Source organism: Pseudomonas japonica (assembly GCF_013522925.1).
GTDB lineage: Bacteria > Pseudomonadota > Gammaproteobacteria > Pseudomonadales > Pseudomonadaceae > Aquipseudomonas > Aquipseudomonas japonica_A.
In genome coordinates this window covers 1-18,986 of record NZ_JAAMQU010000014.1, presented here as the reverse complement: position 1 = coordinate 18,986, position 18,986 = coordinate 1, and the positions used below count along the sequence as shown (strand labels likewise).

At 64.1% G+C, this 18,986-nt stretch carries 19 protein-coding genes; 5 read left to right on the top strand and 14 right to left on the bottom strand.

All coding sequences use genetic code 11. The annotated features are described in order from the left end of the window. Positions 1-17 precede the first annotated feature (17 nt). Positions 18-551, top strand: a complete 534-nt coding sequence (locus G7016_RS20615) for a sterol desaturase family protein (protein ID WP_181117578.1) — start codon at positions 18-20, stop codon at positions 549-551. A 5-nt stretch (positions 552-556) separates the two neighbouring features. Here the strand turns inward: G7016_RS20615 and crtB are convergent, their stop codons facing one another. From crtB to fni, 5 genes are read right to left on the bottom strand one after another with little or no spacing between them, the layout of a single operon-like run. Continuing rightward, positions 557-1,483, bottom strand: coding sequence for a 15-cis-phytoene synthase CrtB (gene crtB, locus G7016_RS20610; protein WP_181117577.1), 927 nt, complete (start codon positions 1,481-1,483; stop codon positions 557-559). Continuing rightward, the gene (locus G7016_RS20605) at positions 1,480-2,970 is read right to left on the bottom strand and encodes a phytoene desaturase (RefSeq protein ID WP_181117576.1); all 1,491 of its coding nucleotides are present in this window, start codon (positions 2,968-2,970) and stop codon (positions 1,480-1,482) included. The genes crtB and G7016_RS20605 overlap by 4 nt, the downstream gene beginning before the upstream one ends. Then, positions 2,967-4,136 carry a lycopene beta-cyclase CrtY gene (gene crtY, locus G7016_RS20600; protein WP_181117575.1) on the bottom strand — a complete coding sequence of 390 codons (1,170 nt, stop codon included), beginning with the start codon at positions 4,134-4,136 and terminating at the stop codon, positions 2,967-2,969. Before crtY ends, G7016_RS20605 begins: the two co-directional genes overlap by 4 nt. Beyond that, on the bottom strand, positions 4,133-5,416 hold the full coding sequence (locus tag G7016_RS20595; RefSeq protein WP_181117574.1) for a glycosyltransferase: 1,284 nt from the start codon (positions 5,414-5,416) through the stop codon (positions 4,133-4,135). The genes crtY and G7016_RS20595 overlap by 4 nt, the downstream gene beginning before the upstream one ends. Next, the gene (gene fni / locus G7016_RS20590; RefSeq protein ID WP_181117573.1) at positions 5,413-6,456 is read right to left on the bottom strand and encodes a type 2 isopentenyl-diphosphate Delta-isomerase; all 1,044 of its coding nucleotides are present in this window, start codon (positions 6,454-6,456) and stop codon (positions 5,413-5,415) included. The genes G7016_RS20595 and fni overlap by 4 nt, the downstream gene beginning before the upstream one ends. Positions 6,457-6,740: 284 nt before the next feature. On the opposite strand from fni, the gene G7016_RS20585 reads away from it, so the two are divergent. Beyond that, positions 6,741-7,643, top strand: coding sequence for a polyprenyl synthetase family protein (locus G7016_RS20585; protein ID WP_181117572.1), 903 nt, complete (start codon positions 6,741-6,743; stop codon positions 7,641-7,643). Positions 7,644-7,660: 17 nt separating this feature from the next. On the opposite strand, the gene G7016_RS20580 is transcribed toward G7016_RS20585, so the two are convergent. From G7016_RS20580 to G7016_RS20560, 5 genes are all read right to left on the bottom strand, one after another. Next, positions 7,661-8,131: an FAD/FMN-containing dehydrogenase gene (locus tag G7016_RS20580; protein WP_181117571.1), complete on the bottom strand. Its 471-nt coding sequence runs from the start codon at positions 8,129-8,131 to the stop codon at positions 7,661-7,663. A gap of 79 nt (positions 8,132-8,210) precedes the next feature. Next, the gene (csrA, locus tag G7016_RS20575) at positions 8,211-8,402 is read right to left on the bottom strand and encodes a carbon storage regulator CsrA (protein ID WP_181117570.1); all 192 of its coding nucleotides are present in this window, start codon (positions 8,400-8,402) and stop codon (positions 8,211-8,213) included. A gap of 284 nt (positions 8,403-8,686) precedes the next feature. Further along, a complete protein-coding gene (locus G7016_RS20570; protein ID WP_181117569.1) occupies positions 8,687-8,917 on the bottom strand; it encodes a hypothetical protein in 231 nt (76 codons plus the stop codon). Between the two features lie 13 nt (positions 8,918-8,930). After that, positions 8,931-10,754 (bottom strand): glycoside hydrolase family 15 protein, encoded by a 1,824-nt coding sequence (locus tag G7016_RS20565; RefSeq protein WP_181117568.1) that lies wholly within the window; start codon positions 10,752-10,754, stop codon positions 8,931-8,933. Next, on the bottom strand, positions 10,747-11,547 hold the full coding sequence (locus G7016_RS20560; RefSeq protein WP_181117567.1) for a glucose 1-dehydrogenase: 801 nt from the start codon (positions 11,545-11,547) through the stop codon (positions 10,747-10,749). Before G7016_RS20560 ends, G7016_RS20565 begins: the two co-directional genes overlap by 8 nt. Positions 11,548-11,662: 115 nt before the next feature. Here G7016_RS20560 and G7016_RS20555 point away from each other — a divergent pair, with 115 nt between their 5' ends. Continuing rightward, the gene (locus tag G7016_RS20555; protein ID WP_181117566.1) at positions 11,663-11,815 is read left to right on the top strand and encodes a hypothetical protein; all 153 of its coding nucleotides are present in this window, start codon (positions 11,663-11,665) and stop codon (positions 11,813-11,815) included. 61 nt (positions 11,816-11,876) lie between these two features. Here the strand turns inward: G7016_RS20555 and G7016_RS20550 are convergent, their stop codons facing one another. Continuing rightward, positions 11,877-12,926, bottom strand: a complete 1,050-nt coding sequence (locus G7016_RS20550; protein ID WP_181117565.1) for a DNA topoisomerase IB — start codon at positions 12,924-12,926, stop codon at positions 11,877-11,879. 203 nt (positions 12,927-13,129) lie between these two features. Here G7016_RS20550 and G7016_RS20545 point away from each other — a divergent pair, with 203 nt between their 5' ends. Both G7016_RS20545 and G7016_RS20540 read left to right on the top strand, forming a co-directional pair. Then, complete coding sequence (locus tag G7016_RS20545) at positions 13,130-13,756, top strand: response regulator transcription factor (RefSeq protein ID WP_181117564.1); 627 nt, start codon at positions 13,130-13,132, stop codon at positions 13,754-13,756. Then, on the top strand, positions 13,750-17,397 hold the full coding sequence (locus tag G7016_RS20540) for an ATP-binding protein (RefSeq protein WP_181117563.1): 3,648 nt from the start codon (positions 13,750-13,752) through the stop codon (positions 17,395-17,397). Before G7016_RS20545 ends, G7016_RS20540 begins: the two co-directional genes overlap by 7 nt. On the opposite strand, the gene G7016_RS20535 is transcribed toward G7016_RS20540, so the two are convergent. The 3 genes from G7016_RS20535 to G7016_RS25650 form a co-directional block, all read right to left on the bottom strand. After that, the gene (locus G7016_RS20535) at positions 17,321-17,776 is read right to left on the bottom strand and encodes a metallophosphoesterase family protein (protein ID WP_181117562.1); all 456 of its coding nucleotides are present in this window, start codon (positions 17,774-17,776) and stop codon (positions 17,321-17,323) included. The two genes, G7016_RS20540 and G7016_RS20535, sit on opposite strands and share 77 nt — an antisense overlap. A gap of 22 nt (positions 17,777-17,798) precedes the next feature. Further along, entirely contained in the window at positions 17,799-18,644 is an 846-nt protein-coding gene (locus tag G7016_RS20530) for a CopD family protein (RefSeq protein WP_181117561.1), read from the bottom strand. Between the two features lie 243 nt (positions 18,645-18,887). After that, a partial coding sequence (locus tag G7016_RS25650) for a hypothetical protein (protein WP_375139709.1) occupies positions 18,888-18,986 on the bottom strand: 99 nt, incomplete at its 5' end.

The following is an 18,986-nucleotide window of genomic DNA, read 5'->3' as shown; positions in this document are numbered from 1 at the left end:
TGTCGAGGAGCTCGCTAATGCTTGAAGCGCTGATAGTGGTGATGACCGTGGTGGCAATGGAAGGTGTGTCCATCCTTGCCCATAAATACATCATGCACGGGTGGGGGTGGGGCTGGCATCAATCCCACCACCAGCCGCGCACTGGCTGGTTCGAGCGCAACGACCTGTATGCGGTGGTGTTCGCCGGCATCGCCATCGCATTGATTGCCTACGGCACAAGCGGCGCTTATCCGCTGCAGTGGATCGGTGCCGGCATGACCGCCTATGGCGCCCTGTACTTCATCGCCCACGACGGGCTGGTGCACCGCCGCTGGCCCATGAGCTACCTGCCACGGCGTGGTTATCTCAAGCGCCTGTACCAGGCTCACCGGCTTCACCATGCGGTAGGCGGCAGGGAAGGGTGCGTGTCGTTCGGCTTTCTGTATGCGCCGCCTATTACCAAGCTCAAGCAGCGGTTACGAGCCGATTCGCGAGCCCGCTTCCCACAAAATGAACGGACTGCACCGGCCCCTGTGGGAGCAAGCGAAGCTGCAGGCGCAGCTCGCGAATAAGGGTCCTAGATTGGGGCCGCCCACAACCCCGGTGGCCGGGGAGGGTGCTGGGTGAAGCGCGCGCGGCTCGCGATGTACGTGGCCTTGCCCAGCAACATCAGTTTCTCGCCCTTGCTCGTCCCCTGGCGCTTGTCCCAGGCGGCCGGGCCGGCGGCGCGTACTTTCAAGCCGATGGCCCGGTACACTTCCAGCGCCGTGGCCACCGCCCAGGCGCAGCGCGGCGGTAGCGCGCCGATTCCGGCCACTGCCGAGGCGTAATAGGGTTCGGCGGCCTCGACCAATCGATTTGCCAGCATGGCCAGGGCAGGGCGATAGGTCGGCGCGGCGAGGTTGTTCTCGGGTATGCCCAGCTCCTTTAGCCAGGCGTGTGGCAGGTAGCACCGGCCCACCCCAGCGTCCTCCACGATGTCGCGGGCGATATTGGTCAGCTGCAACGCTAGCCCAAGGTCGCAGGCCCGCTGAAGAACCGCTGGCGAGGTAACACCCATTACCCGCGCCATCATCAGCCCCACCACGCCGGCCACGTGGTAGCAGTACTCCAGCGTATCTTCCAGGGTTTCGTAGCGCCGGCCTTCCACGTCCATGGCAAAGCCATCCAGGTGGGCGAAGGCGTGTCGCGCTTCGATACCATGCTCGCGCGCTACAGCTTGAAATGCCGCGAACGCTGGGTCGCTCATGGGCTCGCCACGGTAGGCCGCCGCAGTGGTTTCCCGCAGCTGTTCAAGGCGGGCCAGGGCTTCACCTGGTGGTGGTGGCAGGACGTCGTGCCCCAGCACCTGGCCGTCTATCACGTCGTCACAGTGGCGGCACCAGGTGTACAGCAGCAGCGCGCTTCGGCGGGTGTCCGGGTCGAACAGCCTGGACGCGGCCGCAAAGCTCTTGGAGCCCTGGCGCATGGTCTCGCTGGCGTGATCAAGCAACGGCTGGTTCATGGTGCCAGATCCTCCAGCATCAGCCGGGCCGTGGCCTTGGCCGAGCCGATCACACCGGGAACGCCCGCGCCGGGGTGGGTGCCGGCGCCTACGAGGTAAAGATTGGGAATCTCATCGTCACGGTTGTGCGGGCGGAACCACGCGCTTTGCCGCAAAAGGGGCTCCAGCGAGAAGGCCGAGCCCAGATGCGCGCCCAACTGGTCGCGAAAATCTTCTGGAGTGAACATGCGGCTGGTGACCAGCTGGCTGCGCAGGCCGGGCATGTAGCGTTCTTCGAGGTAATCGAAGATGCGCTCCCTCAGCCGCGGCCCTTCCTGCGTCCAATCCAGAGGGGCATTGCCCAGGTGGGGAACCGGCGCGAGCACGTAATGGGCGCTGCAGCCCGGCGGGGCGAGCGATGGGTCTGTTACGCAGGGGGCGTGCAAGTACAGCGAGAAGTCGTCCGCCAGGTGCTTGCCATGGAAGATGTCCTGTATCAGGCCCTGATAACGCTGGCCGAAGCACACAGTGTGGTGCGCCATCCCGGGCTGCAGCCGATCAAGGCCAAAATACAGCACGAACAGTGAGTTGCTTGCCCGCTTGCCCGCCAGGGCCTTGCCGTGGCGCTGGCCCCGAGGATGTGCGGCCAACAGTTGCTTGTAGGTATTCACTACATCCGCATTGGACGCCAGTGCCACGGCGGGAATGGAGCGGCCATCCGCCAGGCGTACGCCGCTCACCCGCCCGTGGTAGGTGTCGATAGCACTCACTTTCGCGTTCAATTCCAGCCGGCCACCAAGGTCCTGGTACAGCCGCACCAGCCCCTGTACCAGCGCCCCGGTGCCACCGCGAGGAAACCACACCCCCCATTCGCGTTCCAGCGCGTGGATGAGGGTATAGATAGACGAGGCAGCGAACGGGTTACCACCCACCAGCAACGCATGGAACGAAAACGCCTGGCGCAGCCGCTCGTCCTTGATGAACTTTGAAACCATGCCGTAAACGCTGCGCCAGGCTTGTAGCCGAGCCAGGCTGGGGCCGGCGCGCAGCATGTCGCGGAATGACAGGAACGGCACGCTGCCCAACTTGAGGTAGCCTTCTTCGAACACTGCTCGTGAATACTTGAGGAAACGGCGGTAGCCTTCGACATCCGCCGGGTTGAACCCATGGATCTGCCGTTCCAGGGCGTCCTGGTCATTGGCGTAGTCGAAGCGGCTGCCATCCTCCCAGCACAGCCGATAAAACGGCGTGACTGGTAGCAGCTCCACGTAGTCGGCCATGCGACGGCCCGCCACCTGAAACAACTCTTCGATCGCCGTGGGGTCGGTGATTACCGTGGGCCCGGCATCGAAGACAAAACCTTCGTCTTCATACACGTAGGCGCGGCCACCCGGCTTGTCCCGGGCCTCGAGCAGCACGGTTTGCCGGCCTGCGGCCTGAAGGCGGATAGCAAGCGCCAGGCCACCGAAACCTGCGCCTGTCACCACCGTCACTGGGGTGTCTGTCATGGTTCTTCCTGTACAGGTGGAGCGTAATCGAGCATGGCCTTCACGGCGGGCCCCACGGGGACCGGCGGTTTGCCCATGAGCAGGCGTGCCTTGTCGGCCAATGTGGGTGTGCCCGCATAAAAACGTTGAATCAGCCCGGGCGCCAAGCGGTGGAAGCGTTCCAGCACGCGCCAGCGGTTATCGGGCGTTCCGGCGAGGAACAACATGCGGTTGAGCAGCCGGAAGAATCGCTGGCGCCGCCACAGTGCCCGTCGATAGCGGTAAAGCACGGCTTGAAGCGCATCGCTGTCAGCGGTGGGTGTGGCGGCGATGAGGTCTGCCAGGCGCACCGCTTCAGGCAGGGAATAACCGGTAACCGGGTGGAACAGCCCGGCCCGCAGGCCGCTGCGCGCCACGCCATTGCCTTGGGCATAGAAGGCTTCGAAGCGCCCGGCCAGGACGATGGGCAGGCTGCCTTGCTCCTCGCGTATCACCTCGGTGATCGTCCAGCCCTGCGCCTGTGCATAGGCGTTCACCCGATCACGCAAGCGTACGGGCTCCAGCTGGCCGTCTTCGGTGTAATAGGTGTCTTCGATCAGCAAGCGATCATCGGCCAGCGGCAGCACGTATACAAAGCGGTAACCATCATGCTGGGCCACGCTGGCGTCCATCACGGTGGGCAGCGCCAGCCCGTGGGGGGTGGCCAGCCGTACTTCCTGGCCCAGAAAGCGCTGGTAGCCCAGGCGCAGGTGGCCGGAAGCTTCCAAGCCCCGACCGTCGATAACAGCACCCGCATGCAGGGTCTCGCCGCTGCCCAATTGTACGGTGTCCGGGGTGAGCCGCTGCACGGTGGCGCCCAACATCAGGTCACGCCCCAGGGCTGCGGTAATCGTGCGGCCAAAATGTTCGCCGCTGATGCTGCAGTAGGCGCCTGAAAAGGTACGCTTGAGGTTAGGGAAGCGGACCTGATACCCCGGCCAGCGATGGCTCACCAGCGGCCCCGCCCAGCGCAGCTGGTCCACGGAAAGGTCGCTTTCATGGAATGACCAGGTATGCGCCTCGCCCAGGGCCGCCGCCTGTTCGATGACCAGCACCGACAGCTCGGGGCGTGCCATTTGCAAGCGCCAGGCGATCAGCCCATTGGCCAGGCCGGCGCCTACCAGTATCAAATCCCAGGTGCGCTTCATGGTAAGGGCTCGGCATACACCGGGCGGCGCCGGGTAACCGCCTGTTCGATGATTGCCGCCGCGCGTTGGGCGCCGCCGGCCAGTTGCAACTCGTGGTCAAGGGTGGCCAAACGGCTATCGAACTCGCCTTCGCTGAGCAGCACGTCCAGCCGCTGCTGGATCGTTTGCCAGCGGCTGCGGTGCCAGGCATGCAACCCAAGGCCTGCATGCTGTACCCGGGCGGCTACCCCCGGCTGATCGAACGCCACGGGCAGGGCGAGAATAGGCGTTCGGGCCACCACGGCGTCCATCACGGTATTCAAACCGGCGTGGCTGATCACGGCGTTTGCCTGGCGCAATACCTGGGGTTGGTTGGCAAAATCGGTGACCCAGGTGGCGCCCAGCCGCTTCAATCGCTCAGCCTGGGCTGCATCGAGGCCACCGCAATGGGCGATCAGCAACTGAACATCGAGTGCCTTGCAGGCTTTTGCGATGCGCCGGAACAGGCCGTACCGATGGCCTTGAAGGGTACCCAGGGAGGCAAAGACGAAAGGGCGCTCACGCTCCACCGGCCAAGGCTGATCGTCGGCGAGCAGGCGCGAGGGGGTGCGCAGCGGGCCTACGTGATGGAAGCAGGCCGGCAAGGCGCGTCGGGGAAAGTCCAGGCCAGGCAGGGTCTGGCTGAGCTGGGCCAGGTTGGACAAGTATTCGTGCAGCCCGCGCCGAGGGGGCAGACCAAAGGCCTTGGCACGTTTTGCCAGTACTCGGCCGTGCGGTGCCATCAGCGCATCGTAGATGCGCGTAGAGGTGGCGTACACCTTCAGCATGCGGGGGTCGTCCTCCCATGGAAACGGCATGACCGGCAGGGGCATGCCAGGCTCCCGGTTAACCGGCAGGGCGCAGGCAACCGACACGAACGGCAACCCCAGCGCCTCGGCAACCAGCCCTCCGGCGGCTTCCATCTGATCGCAGATCAATGCATCCACATGCAACGCTGTGAGCGCTTCGGGAAGCTCGGCGCACAGCATGTCGGTGCTGGCCGCCATGTCGCGGATCACCCGGCGTACCGCCAGGCCAGCAGGGCGCGCGGCATGGCGCAGCACCAGGCCCAGGCTGCCGGGCGGATGGCTATCGATCCCCAGCGGATGGAAGGCGATGCGGTTATCGCGCAGCAAGGCGCCTGCCTCCAGCTGTTGGAAGAAGGTCACTCGATGGCCAAGGTCGATAAGCCGCCCGGCCAGGGCTTGCAACGCTTGAAAATGGCTGAACAAGGGTGGCGCAACCACGCCGAAATGAGTCACGGAGCGGATGCCTCCCGTACCAGCGTGGCCTGGCGCAGTTGTGCGAGGTTGGCCGACCCTGTGCAGAAGCACGCAATCTGCAATTGGCGCAAGGCAACCTGGAAGTGTGCGATCACGGCTTCTGGCGAGTCAGTGGCACTGCGCAGCACCGCGGCCGCCTGGCCCACCAGGTTCGCACCCAGCGCGATCGCCTTTGCCATGTCGATCCCGTTGCGGATGCCGCCCGAGGCGATCAAGGGTATGTCCGGGAGGCGCTGGCGTACGGCGCGCAGGGCGTCTGACGTGGGGATACCCCACTGGCTGAAAGCGGCTGCGATCTCTTTTTCAGCAGCCGTGGTCGCGCGTTCCGCCTCCACCGCCGCCCAATGAGTGCCGCCCATGCCAGCAACGTCCAGCGCCGCGACGCCTGCCTCGGCCAGGCGTGCAGCCACCGCCGCGCTGAGCCCGCTGCCCACTTCCTTGACAATCACCGGTACTCCGAGCTGGGCAACGGCCTGCGCGATGGCATCGGCCACTCCACGCCAATCGCTGTCGCCGCCGGGCTGAACCGCCTCCTGAAGGGGGTTGAGGTGGATGATCAGGGCATCGGCGGCGATCATATCGACAGCCCGGCGCGCCAGGTCCAGCCCTGCGGGCGTGCGAAGTTGCGCGCCGCCGAGGTTGGCCATCAGCAGGATGTCCGGCGCGCGCTGGCGCAGCTCCCGGGTTAGACCGCGGTCTGCCCCGGTCTCCAGCGCTACCCGCTGGGAGCCCACTGCCATGGCCAGCCCCAGCGTTTGCGCGGCCTCGGCCAAGTGATGGTTGATTTCCCGGGCACGGCTGGCGCCCCCCGTCATCGAGCTGATCAACACAGGCGCGCGCAGCGGCTTGCCCAGGAATGAAGTGCTCAGGTCGACAGCATCCAGAGCCAGTTCAGGCAAGGCACAATGTTCGAAGTGCCAATGTTCGAAGCCCGTACGCCCACTGCTTTTCGCGCGTGCGGGATCCAGCACGATCTCCAGGTGATCGTTCTTTCGGTCAAGCAGATCCACATGATTCATCGCGGCTCCGGGAGTATTCCTGAAAATCCACTGTCAGTTATGCAGGGTCGGCTATTTTGTAGAGGGTTGGTATAGCGTCCGCGCGCTGTTAAGGCAGCGCCGGTGGCAAGGCGTTCCCCAGCGTGCGCATCAACCTCGAAATTTAGTGCCGTACCTCGCCCTCGGGGCGCTGAGCTGGGTGGGCGGCGGTTATTGCCAGCCGCCCTGCGCCCGGCAGCGGTGTGGTGCCTGCGCGGCCCCTGCGTTTAAACATAGCCGTTTACAGCCATAAAGGATTGCCCCGGATGACGCCCACCCCCCTCGCCGTGCTTGATGACCGCCCAACCTGCGCCTGGGGGCCGCTGCGCCTGTCGGTGGAAGACCGCTTGCAGGCATTGCTTCCAGAACCCGGCAGCCATCAGGAGCTGCTTGCCATGGCCATGCGCGAGAGCACGCTGGCGCCGGGCAAGCGCGTGCGCCCCTTGCTATTGTTGCTGGCTGCGCAAGGCTTGGGGGAAACCCGCCCGGCAATGCTCGACATGGCCTGCGCAGTGGAAATGGTGCATGCCGCCTCGCTGGTGTTGGATGACTTGCCGTGCATGGATGACGCGCGCCTGCGCCGGGGCCGGCCCACCCTTCACCTGACTTTTGGCGAGGATGTGGCCATTCTGGCGGCCATCGCCTTGCTCAGCCGCGCGTTCGGGCTGCTTGGCGCTGTAGACCTGGAAGCGGACCGGCGTGCAGCCCTGGTCGTGGAACTGTCCAGGGCTGTGGGTAGCCAAGGGCTGGTAAAGGGGCAATACGAGGACCTGCGCGAGGGGCGGCAAGCTCGCACCGCCGACGCCATCGCGCGCACCAATGAGCTGAAAACCGCGGTGCTGTTCGATGCCACCCTGCAGATGGCGGCAATCGGAGCGGGAGCCTCCCACACGGTGCGGCGGGCGTTGGGTGCGTTCGCGATGGAGCTTGGCCAGGCGTTCCAGCTACTCGATGACTTGCAGGATCGCGGGGTACCTGACGCTGCGCTGGGCAAGGACGTGGGCAAGGACGCCGGCAAATCCACCCTGGTCGCGGTGTTGGGCAGCAGCGGGGTAAAACGTCGGCTGCGTCAGCATGTGCGCGCCGCTGATCAGTACCTTGGTCAAGTCTACGGGCCTGAGCAGGCCATCCGGGTATTTGTGGCGGAACTGTTCGCGCGCTTCGGCTAACCGCTTCGGGCTAACCGCTATTGGGTCAGGCGCTCCAGCGCCTGGCGTAACTGCGCGGCATCATTGAATTGCTGCTGCGCCCGCAGGGTCCCATCCCGCACTTCCAGCCACTGCACCCCTTCTCGGGCGCCGTCATAGCGGGGCGCCACCCGGCCATCCCCGTCCAGCAGAATGCGATAGCGCGCCGAGCGCATGGCGGGGATCGCAAAGGCCCGGGCCACGGTTGGCATGTGTTCGATATCAGCGATATACGCCGTATGCCGATCCTCCAGGTACCCGGTTGGCGCCGCATCGAGCGCCGCGTTCACCAGGCGCGCTGCGGCCATGCTGCGGGCCACTAGCAACACATGGGTGTCAGCATCGAGGGTGAAAGGCTGATCGAATTGGTCAAGCAGTGTCCATGGGGTGATGGGGTCCCCGGGCTGAACCGCCCATGCAGGTACACTGAGCAACCACATTGAAAGGATCAGGGCACCGCGTTTAAGCATGAGGGGTCCGGGAAGAAGAGGGGTAGCCCAGCCGGGCAGGGCCCGGCATGCGCGAGAAACGATAAGCGAGGGCTAGAGGTTATTGCCCTGCTTTTTCCGGCGCCGGGGTGCCGGCCTGGATGCGCTTGAAGATCTCTTCACGGTGAACCTGTACATCCTTTGGCGCGTCGATGCCGATGCGAACCTGCATTCCTTTCACGCCAAGGATGGTGATCTTGATATCGTCATTGATGACGATGCTTTCGCCGACCTTGCGGGTGAGTATCAGCATTTAATGCTCCTTGATTCCTTGCTAAATATCCGGCCTTGGTGACGTGCATAAACACGCCATAACTCTAGAGACGCGGATTGGACAATTTAATTCCGTATTTATCCTTCGTCCTATTAAGAAAAGGACTACAAGAGGATTGGGAAAAACGGATGCCAAGTATCGCCTGTAACCCGCTATGGCGCCTAGCCGGGCAGGCAGTGAAAACGATGAAAACTTGATAAAAACCCTTGGTTTTGTACTTTCACAGGGGCGCCCGGCCTTGCACGGGCGCCTCATGGGTAGGCTTACTGCGGTTCAAAAGCCTTGGCAGCCTCCACGCCCGCTGAGCTCAGCTTCACGGGGTACACCAGTTTGCCTTCCTCGGGGCTGTGGATCAGCCCGCGTTCGCGCAGGTTCTTGATGCACAGTTCAACCTGCTCGGCGCCCCGATGATCATCGAGTATTTCCTTGCCCAGCCCTTGCGGGTGAGCGTGAAGGAGGCGGGTGAGTACTACTTTTTCAAGTTCGCTTTGCATCGTCTGGTTCCTCTTACGGTTGCCAATTACTACTGTCGCCGCTGAGTTTGCGGTCCAGGAAGGTGGCGGCGCTGATCAGCGCCAGGTGGCTCAGTGCCTGCGGGGTATTACCCAGATGGCGGCCATTACGGTCGAATTCCTCGGCGTAAAGGCCAAGGGGGTTTGCATAGCGCAGCAGTTGTTCGAATTCCAGGTGAGCCTTGTCCAACTGGCCCGCCCGTGCCAGGCACTCGATGTACCAGAACGAGCACGCAGTGAACGCGCCTTCATCGCCGCTCAAGCCATCGCTGCCTCCGGTGTTTCGGTAGCGATACACCATGCCGTCCCGCACCAGGTCGCGCTCGATTACGTTCAACGTGGCCAGCCAGCGAGGGTCGGTGGCGCCCACAAAACGAAACAGCGGCATCAGCAACATCGCGGCGTCTACTTCGGTACTGCCCAGTCGCTGCACGAAATGCCCTGCTTCGGCGTTCCAGAAGTTGTCCCAGATATCGTGATGGATAGCCTGGCGGGCGGCGTCCCAGCGTTCGAACGGGGCGGGCAGGGAGCGCTTGTAGGCCAGGCGAATGGCGCGGTCCAGCGCCACCCAGCACATCAGACGGGAGTGCAAGAAGTGCTGCGGCGGGCCGCGCATCTCCCAGATACCTACGTCAGTGTCGTGCCAGGCTTCGCAGAGCTGGTTGATAAGCCTCTGGCAATTTTCCCAACCCTCATGGGAAATGGCCTCGCCGTACTTGTTGGCGAGGTACACCGCGTCCATCAGCTCTCCATAAATGTCGAGCTGCTTCTGTTCGTAGGCCTGGTTACCGATCCGAACCGGGCGCGAGCCCAGGTGGCCTGCCAAGTGTTCAAGGTTGTGCTCAGGAAACTCCTTCTCTCCGGCAATGCCGTACACGATACGCAAGGGGTCCGGGTCTTTGGAGCAGGAACTCACGCGTGCGCGAACCCAGCGAACAAATGCATTGGCCTCGTCGCTGAACCCCAGCCGCATGAACGCATACACCGTGAAGGACGCGTCGCGGATCCAGCAGTAGCGGTAGTCCCAGTTTCGTTCGCCGCCGGGAAGCTCAGGCAGGCCGAAGGTGCCCGCCGCCAGAATGCCGCCATGTTTACGGGACGTAAGTAACTTGAGCACCAGTGCAGAGCGCTCGACGCTTTCGCGCCAACGGCCGCGATAGGTGTTCTTGCGCAGCCAGTGTCGCCAGAAGGCCAAAGTCTCCACGAGCAGGCGATCGGCGTGCCCCGGGGCGACCCGAGCATCGTCCGCGTCACCGAATACGAATTCGGCGCTTTCACCGGCGCGCAGCTCGAACTCGGCGACGGCGGTCTGTTCCGACAGTCGCAGGGGCACCGAGCCACTGAGGCGGACGGAGGGCTGGTTTTCGGCGATGAACACTACGCCACGCTCGTCAGCGGTGGCGCGCGTATCAGCTCGGCTGTAGTCATGACGCACCCTGCAGCGCATGCGAATGGTAGCCGCCCCCTGGACCACGGTGACCCGCCGCACCAGCAGCGGCAACGCATCTGCGTCAGGGATCACAGGGATCAGGTCGGTGACCTCCACCACGGCGTCGCGGCTGAGCCATCGGGTTTGCAGGATGTTGCTACCAGGGAGGTAAATCTGCAGGCGGCGGGCATCCGGCAAACGCGGCGCCAGCTCGAAAACACCCGCTGCGGGCGTGTCCAGCAAGGCGGTAAACAGCGAGGGGCTGTCGAATTCCGGCCAGCACATGTAGTCGATGCTGCCGGTATCGGCTACCAAGGCCAGCGCTCGCATATTGCCGATCACGCCGTGGCGCTGAATGGGTACCTGGGCGGTCTTGCGCGCGTCATCCATTGTTTCGGAACTCTGGGTACAGGCTCATGCCACCGTCGATGAACAGTGTTGCGCCATGTACGTAATCGGACAGGTCTGAAGCCAGCCATACAATCGCATTGGCAACATCGTCGGGCTCGCCCACGCGACCGTACGGAATGAGTTTCAGCAGGTTGGCCTCGGCGTCGCCTTCGGTGGCCTTTTCATTGATTGCCGTACGAATGGCTCCGGGTGCAATGCCATTGACTCGCACGCGCAGTTCGCCAACTTCCTGGGCGATGGTGCGCATGAGCAGGTCTACCCCACCTTTGGACGCAGCATAGTTGGCGTGGCCCGCCCACGGTATTACCTGGTGCACGGAGCTCATGTGGATGATCTTGCCGTTCGCGCGGGACACCGACCGCCGCGGGCCCTGGCGGGCGAATTGCCGCAGCGCGGCGCGGGCACAAAGAAACTGACCCGTGAGGTTTACGTCGATAACCTTGCGCCAGTCTTCCAGGCTCATTTCGGCGATGGGCGCGTCCTTCTGCAGGCCAGAGTTGGCCACGAGAATGTCCAGCGCGCCAAAGGTGTCAACTGCAGTCGCGAACAGCTTTTCCACGTCCGCCTCATTGCTCACGTCGCCGCCAATGGCAATGGCCTGGCCACCCTGGTCGCGGATAGCCTGTGCCAGCTCCTCGGCAGGTTCAGCGTGGCTATTGTAGTTGATCACCACCGCAGCACCTGCCGCGGCCAGCGCCTTGGCGGCGGCATAGCCCAGGCCCGAACTGGCGCCAGTCACGAGTGCTACTTGTTTTTCGAGCGAGATGTGCATCCGGGTTTGCCTCATAAACGTCACTCTTATGGGGACTGGCGGCCAGGGCGATGAGTTCAGAGGAAACATTGCGCATGTGCTGTTGCCCAATGCATGAACCGTCCGGAGCATGACCATGAACAAGCAATCGCAACGTGAAGACCTCGATCACAAGCCCGAGCAGGCCGGCGACGTAGGAGAAAAGCACAAGCAGCTGAATGAGCAAGGTGAAGCCCCGCGGCCGATCGACAAGAACGATCCGGGCAAGGGACCGGCACCTACGCAGTAGTAATAGGGTGCGCTCGCGAGCTTCCTGACCCGCAGGTCGCTCGCGAGTGCAGGATAGAGAGTCAGCTAGCCTGCCGCACCTGCGCGTCTGCCACTTCGGCGAGGTTTTCCAGGAAAGTCGCCAGCGCAACTTCTTCAAGCCTCAGGCCTTTGCGCTGTCTCGGCTTGGGCAGCGCCGCGAGTTCGCCCAACACAAAACGTTCGAGTACCGCAGGGTGTATGTAGCAACGGCGGCAAACCGCAGGGGTATTGCCAAGCTGACGCGCCACATGTTTGACCATTTCCACAATATGCCGCTTGGCATCCGGCTCGGGTTGCCAGTGCAGCTCGCGAAGCATCGCCAGGGCCAGTGCGCTGCCGGCCCAGGTGCGGTAATCCTTGGCCGTGAAGTCGCTGCCATGCAGACCGCGCAGGTAGTCGTTCACATCGTGGGAGCTGATGTGGTGGCGCTCGCCGTTGTCGTCCAGGTACTGGAACAGGTGCTGGCCTGGCAGGTCCATGCACCGCTTGATGATCCGCGCCAGGCGCTTGTCCTTCAGGCTTACCTGATGCTCCACGCCGCTCTTGCCGCGAAACTGGAAGGCGATAGCGCTGCCTTTCACCTCCACGTGCTCGTTCAGTAGCGTTGTCAGGCCATAGGACTGGTTATCCCGGGCATATTGGCTGTTGCCGACGCGGATCAAGGTGGCGTCCAGCAACGAAATCACCGCGGCCATGACTTTATTACGTGACAGCCCCGGCGTTGCCAGATGCTCCTCCAGCTGGCGCCGCACCCGGGGGAGGCTTTTGCCGAAGGCAAGCATGCGGTTGTATTTGTTTTCGTCGCGCAATTCCCGCCAGCGCGCGTGATAACGGTACTGCTTGCGCCCTCGTGCATCCCGACCGGTCGCTTGCAAATGGCCACGGGCATCGGGGCAAATCCATACATCCTGGTAAGCGGGCGGTATCACCAGCGCATTGATCCGCTTGATTTCTTCAGGGTCGGTGATGCGCGTTCCATCAGGGTTGAAATACGCGAACTTGCCCCTGAGTTTGCGTCGGCGGATACCCGGCTGGCTATCGTCGACGTAATGAAGGTCGGGGGGCAGGGCAGGTACGGCAGTGTCCAACATGAGGAAACATCCTTCGGGGCCTGTCCCATAGACCACAACGCAACCGCCAATGCTCCCTTGAACACCCCTCTTCAGGGAATTCGCAGAACCTCTTCCACCTTTCCTACAACCAGCTCGGACGCGTCCTACAGACTCCTCAGGCCCACTGCCGAATAATCCCTATCCCGTCATGCGATAGGCGGTTATAGCCAAGGAGGTGTCCCATGTACCGGGCAATCATCGTCGACGACCATCCTTTCATACGGGCTAGTGTCAGCCTGTTGCTGGCGCAGGATGGCGTAGACATCGTGGGCGAAACCGACAACGGCCGTCAGGCGCTGCAGATCGCGCGGGAGGCGCTGCCAGACCTCGCGATCGTCGATATCTCCATGCCTTTGCTGGATGGCCTTACGGTGATCCAGCGGTTGCGCAGCCTGCGCTTGCCAACCAAGGTCCTGGTGCTCAGCTCCCTGCCGGCGGAATTCTATTCCCTCCGATGCATGAAGGCCGGCGCTTGCGGGTTCGTGGCCAAGAACAACGAGCTTGCGGAGTTGCGCAAGGCCGTGCGGGCCCTGCGTGAGGGTTACAGCTATTTCCCCGACGTGACCTACAGCAGCGTGCGGCGCCAGGATTCGCTGCGCACCGAGCGCGAGTGCCTGGCCGAGCTCAGCGACCGGGAAATCCTCGTGCTTCATCACCTCGCACGGGGGTATACCAACCGCTTGATCGGCCAGCACCTGGCGCTTAGTGCCAAGACCGTGAGCAGCTACAAATATCGCCTGATGGAAAAGCTGGGTGTTCCCTCAGTCGTCGCACTGGCGGAAATCGCCCGGAGGCATCAATTGTGTTGATCCAACGGCGGCACTTGACCAGGCGGGCAGTACTTCTTGCCCTTGCACTTGTGGCCGGCCTGGCCGTTCCGCTGGCGTGCGCCGAACAGCCGGCATTGCATTCCCGGCTGGCCGCGGGCACCGAAGCCATCGTCCGGCTTGAACTGCCGGATGACGACAGGCGCTGGCTCTGGCGCAGGCGCGTGCTGCGGGTAGGGGTTACGCGGCCCGACACCCCGCCCTTCGATCAGCTCGGCAATGGTCAGCACTACGAGGGCATCAGTGCCGAGTACGTGCGTCTGCTGTCCGAACAGTTGCACCTGGAGGTGCGCATCCAGGCCTATGAGGCTCGCAGCGCCGCCGTGGAAGCGCTGCGCGCCGGCGACGTCGACATGCTTACCTCCGCCTACGCCGAAGAAGCCGACCTGCCGGGGCTTGTTCGTAGCCGGCCGTATGCCGCGGACGAGCCGGTGCTGGTGCGGCGCGCCGACCGCATCACCGAGCAGCGTGGCGGGACCATTGCCGTCAACGGGGGCTACGTGAGTGAAGCGGAGCTGGCCGAGCTGGCGGCTGACTATCAGCCTGTGGCTGTGCCTTCGCTGCTTAATGGCCTGGCGGCGGTTGCGGTGGGGCAGGTGCACATGGCGCTGGGCAATGCCCGAGCGGTCGCGGCGCAGCTGGCGCAAAGCCCGTTGTCCGGGCGCGAGCAAGTCACCTTCCTGCCACCGCGGCCAAGCGGCATTGCCTTCCTGCTGCGTGCCAGCGACACACGCCTGGCCGGGCTGGTCAACGCGTGCCTTGCCAGTGCCCCCGCGGCATGGCGCAAAAAGGTCGATGACACCTGGAGCCGCGGCGCGGCGCGGCTCAGTGAAGCGTCAACGCTGACCTGGACCGCCGAAGCCCGGCGCTGGATGGACGCTCACCCTCGCGTGCGGGTTGGCTATCTGCGTGAATTCGCGCCGCTGAGCTTTCAAAACAACGAGGGCCAATTCAAGGGCTTGGCTGCGGACCTTCTGGCGCGTATTGGCCAGCGGACCGGGCTTGTGTTCGAACCCGTCCCGCTGGCGTCCCATGCCGCCCTGGTGGCTGCACTGGAGCACGGAGAAGTGGACCTCGCCGCCGCCATGGCTTCGGATGCCGAGGCGCCGGGTAGCCTGCGCCTTACCCGGGCGTGGCTGAGTACCGTGCCTGTGCTGGTGACCAACGGTGCCGTGCAGCGTGCCGAAGGCCTGGCTGATTGGGACGGGCAAGTGGTGTCGGTACCGGCTTCGCTGGCATCGACCGCTACGTTGGCGGGGCGCTGGCCGACTGTCCGTTGGGAGGAAACCGTCACGGCCCGGGGTGCCCTGGATTCGGTCACTGCCGGCCATGCCCGGGCAGCGGTGCTGCCCTACGAACAGGCACGGGTCATGCTTGCGGGTAGCCCGGAAAAGTCATGGCGCATAGGCAGCGTGTTGCCGCTGCCGCCACGCCGGTACGGGTTTGCGGTGGCCTATGGGCAACAGGCCTTGCCGGCCATCCTTGATCAGGCGCTACTGAGCTTCGAACCCGCAGTGCTGGACACCATGGCCCGCCGTTGGCGCAGTGAAATTCACGTGGAACCGGAGTGGCCGACGCAGGCCAGGTGGCTAGTTCCGGCCTTTGCCGTTGCAGGGGCGATGCTGCTATTGGCAGTGGTGTGGATTCGCCTGTTACGGCGACAGGTACGCCGGCGCAAGGCCGCCGAGCAGGCACTCACCGATCAGCTGGAGTTCGTGCGCGTGATGATCGACGGCACCCCGCATCCGGTGTACGTGCGCAGCCGTGGAGGGTGCCTGCTGGACTGTAATGCCAGTTATTTGCTCGCACTGGGGGTAGAGCGCGGTGCGGTGATCGGGCAAAGGGTCACGCGCATACCACTGGCTCACGACCAGGCAGCCGCATACGAAGCGCTGTACCACCAGGTGATCGCCGACGGCCAGCCTATCGTCGAGGATCGGCAGCTACGCCTGCGTGATGGCCGCGAACTTACCGTGTTCCACTGGATCCTCCCGTACCGCGACAGCAGCGGCAACATCATGGGCCTGATCGGCGGGTGGATAGACATCACCGAACGCCAGCGTCTGTATGACGCCCTGCAGGCCGCCAAGGAGGAGGCTGATTCGGCCAATCGGGCCAAGTCGCGCTTCCTGGCCACGGCCAGCCACGAAATACGCACGCCGATGAACGCGGTTCTGGGGATGCTGGAGCTGGCGCGGCGCAAGGCCGACACGGGCGAGTTGGATATGCTGGCGCTGAGGGTAGCGTCCGAATCCGCGAGCGGCCTGCTGGAACTGCTCAACGATATCCTGGACATCAGCCGTATCGAGTCCGGGCATCTGAACCTCAACCCCCGGCCCGTTGAAGTGGATGCGCTGACGCGCCAGGCCGTGCAGCTTTACCAGGCGCGGGCGCGGGAGAAATCCCTGCAGCTGGAACTTACCGTCCAGCAGGATACGGGGTGGGGCGTGGTACTGGACCCTTTACGGTTTCAGCAGGTGCTGGGCAACCTGTTGAGCAACGCCATCAAGTTTACCCGTCAGGGGCGGGTGAGCGTACACCTGACGGCAGAACCCGCACACAACGAGCTCGTGGTAAGGCTGGTGGTGCAGGATACCGGGATCGGTATTCCCAAATCGGACCTGCGTCGCCTCTGCCAGCCTTACCAGCAGGCCGGCAACCATCAGTTGTCGGGCCGCACAGGTGCCGGGCTGGGGCTGTCTATCAGTCACCATCTATGCCGGATGATGGGCGGCGGGCTGGAGCTCTCCAGCCGGGAAGGCGAGGGCAGCCGAGTGGAAGCCTGCCTTCGCCTGCCACGCTGCAGCGTGGAAAAGCCCGCCCAGCCCAGCCTGGCCACCTGTACCCAAGCGACCATCAGCGTGCTGGTGGTGGACGACCACGAGCCCAACCGTTTGCTGCTCGCTCAACAGCTCAGTTATCTCGGGCACCGCGTGACCGTGGCTGAAGACGGCGCGAACGGCCTGCGAGAGTGGTGCAGTCATCGAGGTTTCGATGCGGTGATCTGTGATTGCGAAATGCCGGGAATGGATGGTTACGACCTGGCGCGCGCCATTCGCCTGGAAGAGCAGCGCAAGGGGTTGAGGCCCTGCCGCCTGCTCGCATGCACTGCCGATACCACAGGGGATCAACGCGAACGCTGCCGTGAAGCCGGCATCGACGAATGTCTGGGCAAACCCCTGGGGCTGGAAGCCTTGGCGGCCGCGCTTGCGCCAGCACTGCCAGCTACCCTTACGGCTACGCCGGTGCGTGCTCATGACAGCCCGGAGGCGCTGCTCAGCCTGGCGGGAGGCTGCGTGACCTCGGCTCGCCGGCTGCGAGACAGCCTTTTACAAGCGCTCGCGCAGGATTACCAGCGGCTGCAGGGCCTCACCACGGCCTCGCCGGAACTCGACGACGTGGTGCACCGGGTAAAGGGCGGGGCACGTATCGTGGGCGCCGCAGGGTTGGTCGATCGCTGTGAGGCCATGGAACGTGGCGAAGCGACGCTGCAGGGGTTGCTGGCGGAGATGGCCGGGCTTCAGCAACATCTGCGCGGTATGACCTTCAGCCCAGAGGGACGAGCCGGGCGTGCGGCCCCGCTGGGGTCGGCTCAAGCAGCGCGACCGAAACCGGCAGCTTGAACCGCCGCGGCCCCGCACTGCCAGGGTTGATGTGCAGGGCCCCGTCCTTGTGGGCGATCAGCGGCTTGTGCGAGTGCCCGGTCACTACCACGGTTGCCTCACCGGGCAGTGGCCAGGGCACGTCGGCGAGTTCATGGGTGAGGTAGATCCGTAACCCACCGAGGTCGAGCAACAAATGATCCGGAAGGCCATCGGCCCAGGGCAGGCCTCGGTCGTTGTTGCCGCGCACCACACTCAGCGGGGCAATGGCACGCAGTTGGTCGAGAATATCCGGCTTGCCAATGTCCCCGGCGTGAATCAGGTGATCGCAGCCCTGCAGCGCCGCCAGGGCTTCCGGGCGCAACAAGCCATGGGTGTCTGCGATCAGGCCGATTTTCATGAGTGCCTCGTGTGTGAACGTTTCAGAGGGAAGGCGGTAGCGTTCCAAGCCAGGCAACCGCCAGCAGCGCCACCAGCCCGCATAGCCATTCGAGCCCCAGCGTGAGCTTCAGGTTCGCTTCGCCGGCGCGCAGGGCATGCGCACGGTGCCAGAGCGCAAGCGCCAACATCCCCGCGACTGCGGCCAGCTTGATCCATAACACCGTGGCAAAGGGGCTTGCGCCCGGCAGGAGTGTGCCGGTGATTGCCCAGAGGTTGAGCAGGCCGGTGATGGCTATCACCCCAACCATCGGCAGGCCGTAGCGGCCAAAATCAAGCGCGAGTGCGCCTGGCCGCAAGCCCCGGGGCTGCACGGCGATCCAGCCCAGCAACAACAAGGCCCCGACCCATCCGCCCGTGGCGGCCAAGTGCAGCAGCTGGTTGAGCGCGAGCAGTGTACCCGCAACGCCGCCCAGCATCCCGGTGTGGCCCACCGGGGCAAGCGTGGCGATAGCCAGCACAGACAGCGCGATCGCGGGCAAAGGCGAGCGTTGGCCGGGCAACCGCCACCAGATCAATTGCAGCAGGCAAATAATCACATGCGCGGCCCATATGCGGCCAAAGGCGGTATCGAGCAATACCGTACGCAGTGTGGCGGGCTGAATGCCGCTGTGCCAGTCGCCCGCCATGCCGGCGCTGGCCGCAAGCAGCCAACCCACCGCGCTGAGAAACGCCAGCAACGCCACCAGGCACAGCACCGGGTCCATCCGTTGGCGAAGGGCGGGAAGCTGCGGCATGCCTGCGAGGAGCAGAGGCCTGAATACACTGACGCCGAACAGGCTCAGCACTGCAAAATAGTGAAGAAAACGAAGTACAACCAAGGCAGTCATGGCAAGGGGGTGTTCCGCAGGCAAGAAGGCCGGCCAAGGCGAGGCCGGTGGGCGCGCTACTTTAGCAGCCAGCGTTCCCCTGGCCAAACGGCCGGCTGTGCGTTCACCGCCGTGGCTGGTTGGCGGGGTTACGCGGCGGTTGCCCCGAGAGCACCGCCAGAAGGTTATCTACCGCACAGGCGGCCATGGCCTCTCGGGGCTTTAGCAGCCAGCGCTCCCCTGGCCAAACGGCCGGCTGTGCGTTCACCGCCGTGGCTGGTTGGCGGGGTTACGCGGCGGTTGCCCCGAGAGCACCGCCAGAAGGTTATCTACCGCACAGGCGGCCATGGCCTCTCGGGTTTC